Genomic DNA, 10,225 nt, shown 5'->3' with positions numbered 1-10,225 from the left:
GGGCAGCGAGGGGGGCTGGAGGGGGGAGACCTTCTGGGACACCCTGCAAACCTCATTGTCATCCTGATTGGAAGAGTGAAAATCAAAAAGGAGGGCCCGCCGCGTATTGCGGCGGGCTCTCCTTTGTTATAAGCGGCTGAGCCGGTTTAATAAAAATTGGGCACACAGGCCGGTGAACAGCCCGGTGAGGATGCCTGAGAGGATCAGGTAGGGCAGGTAGGCCATGACCACCCAGGTCTTCATCACCCCGGCGGCCACCAGCAGCTGCCCCAGGTTGTGGAACAGGGCGGCCACGGGGCTGCACAGCCAGATCTGCTTGGAGGTGAGGAGCCGGGCCAGGACTACCATCACCAGCCAGGCCAGCAGTCCCCCTCCGGCGGAGTAGAGAATGGTCATCATCTGCCCGGAGAACACCGCCCCCAGGAAAATCCGTCCGGCCAGAATGAGCAGAGCGTCTCCCGCCCCCAGGACAAAGACGGCATAGACGGTGACGATGTTGGCCAGTCCCAGCTTCACGCCCTGAATGGGCACCAGAGGGGGCAACTGGGCCTCGGCCATGAAGATGGTCAGGGCGATGGCGGTGAGGAGGGCCAGACGGGTGAGCCGCTTGGCTCCCTTAGCCGGTGGCTGCGTCAAAGGCTTCCCCTCCCCCCGCGATCTCAATGACCAGGTGGTTGGGCAGGCACACGATGGGGACGGTGCCGTCGGAGATAAACCCCTGGTCCACACAGATCTGGTCGGGGCAGTCGGCCTCCTCCACCCGGATGCGGCCCTTTTCCACCAGAATGGTGTTGGTCAGGCCTGATGCCCCCGTCACCGTGAAGGAGAAGGAGGCCCCCACCTGATTGAGTTTGATTTCCTTGACCAGCTCCCCATCCAGGGTGATGCGGGCCACAGGGTCCTCCTCCTGCTGTTTTGGGGGAACGACCAGGGCTGCGGTGGCCAGGACGGCGGCTGCCGCCAGCAGGGCCAGCACCCATTTGGCACTTTTGCTCATGAGACCACCGTCACCTCCCGTCCCTCCTGGGCCAGGGTGAAGGAGTCCTCCAGGCCGGGGGTGAGCACCAGGGAGCCGTCCTCCAGGACAAACAGGATCTCCATGCCCAGCTCCGGGTGGTCCCGCCAAAGCTGGATGCCGTCGTCCACACCCAGGACGAACAGGGCGGTGGACAGGCCGTCGCACACCAGGCCCTTGTCCCCCACCACCGTCACTGAGGCCACCCCCGACCGGGCGGGAGCGGCGGTGTCCGGGTCTAAGATGTGCCAGTAGCGCACCCCGTCCTCCTCAAAGTAGCGCTGATAGCCCCCTGAGGTGCCCATGGCCTGTCCGGAGAGGGTGATGACCCCCAGGTAGCTCTCCCCCGCCGGGTCCTGGACCCCGATGCGCCAGGGGGAGCCGTCGGGCTTGTCTCCCACGGCCAGGATGGTGCTCTGGCCCAGGTCCAGCAGGGCGCTGGTCACCCCCGCCTGCTCCAGCTGCCCCGCCAGCACGTCCCCGGCGTAGCCCTTGGCCACCGCCCCCAGGTCCGCCTCCATCCCCTGGGGCAGACAGGCGGTGTGGGCGAAGGAATCCAGCTGAAGCTGGGTATAGTCGATGTGTTGGGCCAGTTCGGTCAGCTCAGCTGCCCCGGGCAAGCGGTATTCCCCCGTGGTAAAGCCCCAGGCCTTCACCGCCGGGTAGGCGGTGAGATCCAAAGCGCCCCCGGTGAGGGCGCACAGCTCCAGGGCGGCGGAGAGTACCTCCTCCGTCTGGGCGGAGAGGGAGACGGGCTGGCCCGCCGAACGGTTCAGGGCGGAGAGCTCACTGGCCTCATCGGTGACGGAGAGGGTGTTTTGCAGCTGATAGAGGGTGTCCACCAGTCCGTCCAGGGTGCCTTGCAAGGAGGTCTGGTCCTCCCCGTAGAGGGCCAGGGACATCACCGTGTCCATGGCGAAAATCTGGGTCTCCACCTGGGCCGGCCCCCGGGAGGCGCAGCCCGTCAGGCCGCCGGTGAGCAGCAGGGCAAAGGCCAGGGGGAAGGCAGTCAGGCGGCCCAGCATCCGGGCGGGCACCTCAGAGCACCTCCTGGTACATGGCGGCGGCGTCGTTTTTGCCCACGTTGTCCGCCACCACCAGCACCTCCACCCGCAGGGTGCGCTCGCCGAATTTCAGTTCCAGAATGTCCCCCACCTTCACGTCATAGCTGGCCTTCACCGGCCGGCCGTTGGCGGTGACCCGGGCGTTATCGCAGGCCTCGTTGGCCACGGTGCGCCGCTTGATGAGGCGGGATACTTTCAGCCATTTGTCCAGTCGCATAATCTTGTTCTCCTCCTGGGGCGGAGCTCCGCCGGTGTGTGCAAAATGGGGACGCTGAAGTCAGCGTCCCCATTTCCTGTTTCAGTAACCTTACTTAATGGAGTCCTTCAGCGCCTTGCCCGCCTTGAACACGGGAGTCTTGGAGGCGGGGATCTTAATGGTCTCCTTGGTCTTGGGGTTGCGGCCTACCCGCTCGGCGCGGGCCTTCACCTCAAAGGAGCCAAAGCCAACCAGCTGCACCTTCTCGTCCTGGCTGAGGGCCTCGGTAATGGCGTCGATAGTGGCGGTAATGGCGGCCTCCGCGTCCTTCTTGGACAGCTCGGCCTTCTCAGCCACAGCAGCGATGAGTTCGGTCTTATTCATGGTCATTTTCCTCCTGTGCATGGGACGGCCGCCCGGGGCCGTCAAAAAATATACTTAAATCCCCCCAAGTAGGGAATATTAAGTTGCCTGCTGTTCCTGCTCCTTGGCCTGGCGCCACAGCGCCTCCAAAGAGGGGACGTCCAGCTCCTGGAGGGGCTTGTCCGCCAGAGCCTCCACCGCCCGGAAGCGGCGGATGAATTTCTCGCAGGCGGCGTGGAGGGCCAGCTCACTGTCCAGGCCCAAAAACCGTCCGGCCTTGACGGTGACGAAGAGCAGGTCACCCAGCTCCTCCTCCATGTTGGACTGATCCCGGACCGCTTGCTCCAGCTCCCGGGCCTCCTCCGATATCTTGTCCAAAACCGGGCCCACACACTCCCAGTCAAAGCCCGCTTTTGCCGCTTTGGCCTGAATTTTTTCCGCCCGCATCAGGGCAGGCAGGGAACGGGCCACCGCATCCAGGGTGTCCCCGGCGGTCTTCTGCCCCTTCTCCTCCCGCTTTTGGGCCTCCCAGGTGGTGAGGGCCCCGTCGGCGTCGGCGGCGTTCACCGAGCCGAAGACGTGGGGGTGGCGGAAGACCAGCTTTTTGCAGATGCCATCCACCACGTCGTCAAAGGTGAACTGTCCGGCCTCCTCCGCCATTCGGGCGTGGAAGACCACCTGGAGCAGCACGTCCCCCAGCTCCTCCTTCAGGTGCTCGGGGCTCTCCTCGTCGATGGCCTCGGCCACCTCATAGGCCTCCTCCAGCATGTTGCGCCGGATGGATTGGTGGGTCTGCTCCCGGTCCCAGGGACAGCCCTCCGGGGCACGGAGCAGCTCCATGATGCGTTTCAGGTCGTCCATGCCGTAACGGTCCATACATTGAAAATCTACCACAGTTTCGCTTCCTTATCAAGTTAATTTTCCGCAAGTCTGCCAAAAATGAGAAAAATGTCCACAAAAAAGATAAAATTACCAAAATATAGGCGATTTTTATAGCCGAAGCAGCTTGGCCAGCTTGTCGCCCTTGGGCATCAGAGCCAGGTCGTCCCGGGAGATGCACCGCAGAGCTACGACCAAAACAACATACAGTACCACAGCCACTCCAATAGCCAGCAGGGTGGCCAGGGCGTTGCCGGTGTTGCTCAGTACCCGCTCCGTGCCCCCCTCGGGGACACGGCTGAGCAGGCGGGACACCAGGCCGTACACCGCCCAGGCTCCCCCACCCATGAGGGCGGAGGCGGCCAGGGGCTTCAGGAAGATGGGCAGGTAGCTGGGGCGGTTGGGGATGACCCGGGCAATGACCACCAGCCCCATGGCCAGGCACAGGCCGAAGCACAGGATGTTGCCCAGGGGGGCGCCGTAGATGCCCACGCCGGGCAGGGCCACCACATTGTAGTTGGCAAAGATCTTGACCACGCCCCCCAGCACCATGATGAGCACGGGCAGGTTGACAAAGCCGTGGGCCTGGAGGATGGAGTTGCACACCAGCATCATGCACACAAACACGGTGGCCAGGCCCAGGGTGGACAGCAGCGGACCGGCCAGGTCCACGTCCAGGCTGGCGGAGAACAGCAGGCGCATGATGGGCTTGCCCAGCACGAACAGCCCCACCCCCATGGGGAAGGCCAACAGGGCGGTAATCCGCAGGGCGGAACCGGTGATGCGGGCGGTGCCCTTCCGGTCCCGGCGGGCCAGGGAGGCGGAGACGGCGGGAATCACCGAGGCGGTGATGGCGGCCATGAGGGAGGTGGGCAGGTTATAGATGTTCAGGGCGCCGGAGTAGTTGCCATAAAGGGTACGGCTGATGTCCTCCAGGGTGGTGAGGAGGGTCTGGGCGGCGCTCTGGGTGGTGCCGGAGGCCAGCTCCGTCTGAATCTGATCCTTCAGGGCGGAGAGGGTAAGGGCGGTGTTGGCGGGCAGAGAGGCGGTCCAGCTGTCCATGGCCTGCTCCAGGGTGGAGAAGTCCACAAAGCTGGTGTACAGCTTCCAGCTGTCCGTGTTTTCCAATAGCACCCGCTGTAGCTGTCCCTGGACCAAGGAGGAGTCGATGACGGTGACGATGCCCACCATGGAGGAGCTGAGGGTGATGGGGATGGCAATGCGTAAAATGTCCTGGAGAATGGTCCGGGGGGCGTCGGGGACGTCCCGGCTCAGAGGAGTCTGATCCCGGCCCATGAAGAAATTGAGCACCATATAGGCCAGGGCCACGATGGTGCCCACGGTGACGCCGGTGATGGCTCCGGCGGCGGCCATATCCTCTCCCTGACCCGCCTTGATGATCCAGAAGGCCAGACCCAGGCCCACCACCAGCTTGCACAGGGCCTCAATGATTTGGGAGACGGCGGTGGGGGTCATGTTGCTGTGACCCTGGGAGTAGCCCCGGAAGGCGGACAGACAGCCCACGCAGATGACGGCCGGGGCCAGAGCCCGGATGCCAGGGGCGGCCTTGGTGTCGTGCATCATCTCGGCCAGCCAGTCGGCCCGGAAGAACATGATGAGGAAGGACAGCACCCCTAAAGTGAGGAACAGGGCCAGGGCCAGGCGGAAGATCCGCCGCACCTGGTTGTGCTTGCCCGTGGCGCTGGCCTCGCTGACCAGCTTGGATACCGCCACCGGCAGGCCGGCGGTAGAGATGGTGAGCAGAACGGCGTAGATGTTGTAGGCGTTGTTGAAGTCGGCGGTGCCCTGGTCCCCGATGATCCACACCAGAGGGATTTTATAGAACATGCCGATGACCTTCACTACCATGATGCCCACCGCCAGGATGGCGGCGCCGCCGAAGAAGGTATTGGATTTGGATGTGCCGGCACAGCGCCGGGGGGCCTGACGTTGATGGGCCATAGTGTCCTCCTAGCGGACCGGCGGGGAGCCGGCCTTATCGTCCAAAGATATGGGGCAGGGCGTATCCTTCCAGCTGGCTCCGGATGCGCTCCAGGTCCAGGGTCAAAAACGTCCCATTCTCATATATGACCTTACCCCGGGCCATATTCATCACCACGTCGGAGCCCCGGGCGGAAAAGACCAGATTTTCCTCCACGCCGTGGCAGGGGATGAGGTTGGGGTGGGTGAAGTCCACCAAAATGAGGTCTGCGTCCTTCCCCGGGGCGATGACCCCGGTGTTCCGGCCCAGGGCCCGGGCCCCGTTGACGGTGGCCATGGCCAGAGCCTGGTGGGCGGTGACGGCGGTAGGGTCCCGGCGCACCCCCTTGTGGAGCAGGGCGGCCAGCTTCACTTCCTCCAGCAGGTCGTGGCTGTTGTTGGAGGCCACGCCGTCGGTGCCCAGGGCCACGTTCACCCCCGCCCGGAGCAGGTCGGGCACGGGGGCGATCCCCGAGGCCAGCTTCAGGTTGGACACGGGGTTGTGGACGGCGGTGATCCCCCGCCGGGCCATGAGGGCCATATCCTCCTCGCTCACCCACACACAGTGGGCGGCCACCCCACGGGCCTGCCACACCCCGTACTGGTCAAAGAGGGCCAGGGGGGTCTTGCCGTGGCGCTGGAGACACTTGGCGTGCTCCGACTGGGTCTCGGAGATGTGGATCTGGATGCCCAATCCCCGGTCAGCGGCCCAGCGGCCCGTCTTCTCCCACAGGGAGGGACAGGCATAGGAGGTGTACTCGGCGTGGACGGAGGCGTCCACCAAGATACGGCCGTCGTCGTAGCCGTGCCACTGGCTGTAGAGCTCCTCCATCTCCTTCCAGGAGGCCATCTCCTCCACCGCCTGGTCCTGGAAGGCCACCAGAGAGCGGGACAGGTTGGCGCTCAGACCGCTGTCCGCCACCGCCTGGGCGATGTCGGAGCAGAAGTAGTACATATCGGCCACACAGGTCACGCCCCCGGCGATGAGCTCGGCCAGGGCCAGGTCGGTGCCCGCCCGGACGCTAGGAGAATCCAGCTTGTCCTCGGCGGGGAAGATATATTGGTTGAGCCAGGTCTGGAGGTCGCAGCCTCCGCCGTAGCCCCGCATCAAGGTCATGGGCAGATGGGTGTGGGCATTGATGAGGCCGGGGAGCATCACTCTGCCCCGGCCGTCAATGACCCGCTCCGCGTTCACCTGGGGCCGGGTCTGGCTCACCTGGGCCACCCGGCTCCCCTCCACCAGCACGTAGCCGTCCCGGAGCAGGGGCCGGGACGGGTCCATGGTGACGGCGGTGACATGTTCAAACAAAATGGACATGGGCGGAAGCCTCCTTGTGTAGTTACAGCTTGCTTAGACAGGCCCGGACCAGACCGGAGAATCGGTCCTTAGCGGCCTCGGCGGCAGCCAGTACCTCTGCCTCGGTGAGGGGCTTATCCAGAATACCGGCGGCCATATTGGACAGCAGGGTCAGGCCCAGCACCTCCATGCCGCAGTGGCCGGCCACCGTGACCTCGGGGGCGGTGGACATACCAACCGCGTCGCCGCCCAGGATACGGATGGCCCGCACCTCGGCGGGAGTCTCGTACTGGGGACCGTAGCAGTAGAAATAGACACCCTCCCGCAAGGTCAGGCCAAGGGACTGGGCCTGCTCCCGGGCCAGCTGCTGTAGCCGGGGGGTGTATAGGTGGGAGGAGTCGGGGAACCGGGTGCCGAACTGGCTGAGGTTGGGGCCCCGGAGGGGGGACTCGGAGAAGAGCTTGATCTGGTCGGTAATGAGCATCAGGTCCCCGGGCTGCCACTGGGTATTGACGCAGCCGGCGGCGTTGGTGACAATGAGGGTGCGGCAACCCAGCAGGTACAGTACCCGCACCGCGAAGGTGATCTCCTCAAAGGAGTAGCCCTCGTAGTGGTGCATCCGGCCCTGCATCACCGCCACAGGCTGGCCCTCCAGGGTGCCGAAGACCAGCTGGCCCTTATGGCCGGGGGCGGTGGCAATGGGGAAATGGGGGATGTCTCCGTAGGGGACAGTGATGGGATTTTCCACCTGGTCGGCCAAAAAGCCCAGCCCGGAGCCCAGGATCATAGCTACCTTGGGCACAAAGCCGTTGAGATGAAGCCAGATGGATTGGGCGCTCTCGACATAGTAATCCGTGGTGTGAAGCATATGGTTCCTCCTCCTTTATTCTAGTGCCGCCCCGCACTGGCGGCAGAACTTATCCTCCTTGCCACAGGGGGCGCCGCAGGAGGGGCAGGCCTGAGTTTGACGCAGGTCGGCGATCCGGCCCTTCACCTCGGCCACCCGGGCCGCGGCGGCATCCGCCTTTTCCAACAGGGCGGTGACCGAATCTGCGTCTCCAGCCCGGCCAAGGTGGGTGTCGTACATCACCTGGCCCAGCTGGCGCAAAATGTCGTTGAACTCTCCGTTGAGGTCAAAGAGCTGGACGTTGAGCTTGGCCACGTCCACCATCTGACCCGCCCGCCGGCCCGCCACCCGGGCGGTGTCCGCGGCGGCATCGGCGGCCAGGTCCGCGGCCCCCCGGATCTTGTCCAGCAGGTCTTTTACCTTGTCGTCCATTCCATTTGCTCCTTTCACAACCAAGATAGAGTATTCCAGTTTGCATATGGATTTATTTTACATCAAATCCTCCCCAATTGCAACCAAACACTGGCAGAAACAAGACCAGGGAGGGGCCCAACCGGGCCCCTCCCTGGAAGGAAGAGGAGAGAAGAAACCTCAATAGGCGGCAAAACCAGCTCCAAAGGAGCGGCATTTGGCCAGGCCGTCCTCGTCGGGGGCTTCGTTGATGATGAGGCCGTCCCCGTAGAGGTTGGCGTTGGCCCCCTCGGTGCGCAGCTGCCAGTCCCGCATCCACTGGCCGTCGCCCCAGCCGTAGGAGCCGAAGAGAGCCACCTTTTTGCCCCCAAGCCGGCCCTCCAGGGCGGCGAAGAAGGGCTCAAACTCCGTCTCCTCCAGTACCTCCGCCCCCATGGCCGGGCAGCCCAGGGCCAGCTTGTCATAGCCCAGGGCCTGGTCCACCGTCACGTCCGTGACCGCCAGCACCTCCGCCTGGGCTCCGGCCTCCCGGGCCCCCTGGGCGATGGCCTGGGCCATGGCCTCGGTGTTGCCCGACATGGACCAGAAAATAACCGCAATGTTGTTCATAATAAACCCTCCAAACATGGTTTGTTTCCGCAATACAAACGCCAGGGGCGTGTGCAGCAAAGAGAACGTTAGGCGGGAAATACCTGGCTCAGCGGCACCCCCAGGGCCAGACGCCGGGACAGGGCCGCCCGGCAGCGGCGAAAGGTGGAAAACCGCCGCCGGGCCTGCTCCACGTCCCCGTAAACCTTCCAGGGTCCGCACAGCTTGCAGTTTCGGCCCTTGTCCCGGAGAAACCCCTCCACATCCACCGGCGGGTAGCCCAGAAACAGACCGATCTCATGGGGAAAGTCCGCTCCCGCCAGCCTCCGGCCCAGGTGGTCCAGCAGGGCGGACAGCCCCTCCCCCACCGGATAACCCGCCTGGCCCAGCATGGCCGACACCTGGGGCTGGCACAGCCAGTCCCACAGCCGCTCCCGGCGAAACACCAGCAGCAGCGTCTTTCCCCGGTATTCCCCCAGGATCCGCAGATGAATCCCCCGCCGGGCCAGCATGGAGCCGTAGCTGTGCAGAAGCTCCGATTGCCCCTGGCCCGGATGGCTCCAGGCCACCAGATCCGCCGGCTTGATCCCCGTCAGGGACGGGGCGCAGTGCCAGGCCAGAGTCTGTTCAAACCGCCGCTCGGTGGGTGACATCGCATATCCTCCTTTTTGATAGTTAGCGTTAGCTAACCAACGGGGAAATCATATGGGACCTTAGGCCCTTTTGCGTAAGTTAGCAACAGCTAACTTACGGGTAGAAGATACCACACCCAAAAGGAAATGTCAAGGGGGGGAAAGGAAAAAATAACTGCCGCCCCCGTTCGGTTAGGGGCGGCAGGAGAAATGGGAACTATACGGCGCCCATCCGGTCCAGGGGCCACAGGGCGAAGAGGACCTTCCCCAGGACAAAGTCCTCGTGGATGGTGCCCAGCTCGGCGTGGCGGCTGTCGGTGGAGCGGTTGCGGTTGTCTCCCATGACAAAGATGCAGTCCTCGGCTACCTCCCAGTGGGTCTGCTGCATCATGGGGTCGCCGGGGCGGAACATCTCCTCCTTGATGTAGGGCTCGTCCAGGGGAACGCCGTCCACATAGACGGTGCTGGTGGCGTAGTCGATGTCCACGGTCTGTCCACCTACGGCAATGACCCGCTTGACCAGGGCCCGGTGGTTGAAAAAGTCGGTGGACTTCTTGTTCACCACCACAATGTCCCCCTGCTGGGGCTCGTAACCCAGGGACCAGACCAGGGTGAGCTCTCCGTCCTGGAGGGTGTCGTCCATGGAGTGGCCGTCCACACGGGTGAGCCGGGCAAAGCAGTTGAACAGCACCACCGCCGCCAGCACGCACACCATGAGCATTTGCAGCCACTCAAACAGCTCCCGGCCGGGGCGGCGGGACTGGGCGTCCTCCACCTCCGCCTCCTCCCGGGCGCTCTCCTCCACCTCGGGGTCGGGGGAAGGGAGATCCTCGTTTGGCTGGGAGGTCAGGCCCTCCGGGGCCTGGGGGGTCAGGTTTTTCTCTTCATCGGCCAAGGGCGTGCCCTCCTTTTCGTTTCATACGGCATACTATTATAAGCCGGAAGGGGAAAAA

General features: G+C 64.1%; 13 protein-coding genes. All 13 read right to left on the bottom strand.

What is annotated here, in order from left to right:
* Positions 1 to 126: 126 nt before the first annotated feature.
* Positions 127 to 636, bottom strand: coding sequence for a Gx transporter family protein (locus B5E43_RS08995; RefSeq protein ID WP_242964781.1), 510 nt, complete (start codon positions 634 to 636; stop codon positions 127 to 129).
* Entirely contained in the window at positions 617 to 997 is a 381-nt protein-coding gene (locus B5E43_RS08990) for a NusG domain II-containing protein (RefSeq protein ID WP_087395948.1), read from the bottom strand. The genes B5E43_RS08995 and B5E43_RS08990 overlap by 20 nt, the downstream gene beginning before the upstream one ends.
* A complete protein-coding gene (locus tag B5E43_RS08985; RefSeq protein WP_242964780.1) occupies positions 994 to 2,052 on the bottom strand; it encodes an FAD:protein FMN transferase in 1,059 nt (352 codons plus the stop codon). The genes B5E43_RS08990 and B5E43_RS08985 overlap by 4 nt, the downstream gene beginning before the upstream one ends.
* A 1-nt stretch (position 2,053) precedes the next feature.
* The gene (locus tag B5E43_RS08980) at positions 2,054 to 2,296 is read right to left on the bottom strand and encodes an RNA-binding S4 domain-containing protein (RefSeq protein WP_087395946.1); all 243 of its coding nucleotides are present in this window, start codon (positions 2,294 to 2,296) and stop codon (positions 2,054 to 2,056) included.
* A 90-nt stretch (positions 2,297 to 2,386) separates the two neighbouring features.
* Positions 2,387 to 2,665, bottom strand: a complete 279-nt coding sequence (locus tag B5E43_RS08975) for an HU family DNA-binding protein (RefSeq protein ID WP_343214292.1) — start codon at positions 2,663 to 2,665, stop codon at positions 2,387 to 2,389.
* Positions 2,666 to 2,737: 72 nt separating this feature from the next.
* Positions 2,738 to 3,532, bottom strand: coding sequence for a nucleoside triphosphate pyrophosphohydrolase (gene mazG, locus B5E43_RS08970; RefSeq protein ID WP_087395942.1), 795 nt, complete (start codon positions 3,530 to 3,532; stop codon positions 2,738 to 2,740).
* 96 nt (positions 3,533 to 3,628) lie between these two features.
* On the bottom strand, positions 3,629 to 5,479 hold the full coding sequence (locus tag B5E43_RS08965; protein WP_087395940.1) for a polysaccharide biosynthesis protein: 1,851 nt from the start codon (positions 5,477 to 5,479) through the stop codon (positions 3,629 to 3,631).
* Positions 5,480 to 5,513: 34 nt separating this feature from the next.
* Positions 5,514 to 6,815, bottom strand: a complete 1,302-nt coding sequence (locus B5E43_RS08960) for an amidohydrolase (protein ID WP_087395938.1) — start codon at positions 6,813 to 6,815, stop codon at positions 5,514 to 5,516.
* A 22-nt stretch (positions 6,816 to 6,837) separates the two neighbouring features.
* Positions 6,838 to 7,662, bottom strand: a complete 825-nt coding sequence (locus tag B5E43_RS08955; protein WP_087395936.1) for a purine-nucleoside phosphorylase — start codon at positions 7,660 to 7,662, stop codon at positions 6,838 to 6,840.
* Between the two features lie 15 nt (positions 7,663 to 7,677).
* Positions 7,678 to 8,073 (bottom strand): zinc ribbon domain-containing protein, encoded by a 396-nt coding sequence (locus tag B5E43_RS08950; protein ID WP_087395934.1) that lies wholly within the window; start codon positions 8,071 to 8,073, stop codon positions 7,678 to 7,680.
* A gap of 159 nt (positions 8,074 to 8,232) precedes the next feature.
* Entirely contained in the window at positions 8,233 to 8,661 is a 429-nt protein-coding gene (locus B5E43_RS08945) for a flavodoxin (RefSeq protein ID WP_087395932.1), read from the bottom strand.
* 68 nt (positions 8,662 to 8,729) lie between these two features.
* On the bottom strand, positions 8,730 to 9,293 hold the full coding sequence (locus B5E43_RS08940) for a DUF3793 family protein (RefSeq protein ID WP_087395930.1): 564 nt from the start codon (positions 9,291 to 9,293) through the stop codon (positions 8,730 to 8,732).
* A 196-nt stretch (positions 9,294 to 9,489) separates the two neighbouring features.
* Positions 9,490 to 10,167 (bottom strand): signal peptidase I, encoded by a 678-nt coding sequence (gene lepB, locus B5E43_RS08935; protein ID WP_242964779.1) that lies wholly within the window; start codon positions 10,165 to 10,167, stop codon positions 9,490 to 9,492.
* Positions 10,168 to 10,225 lie beyond the last annotated feature (58 nt).

This window comes from Flavonifractor sp. An100 (assembly GCF_002161175.1).
Classification (GTDB): domain Bacteria; phylum Bacillota; class Clostridia; order Oscillospirales; family Oscillospiraceae; genus Lawsonibacter.
This window is presented reverse-complemented; position numbering and strand designations above follow the sequence as displayed.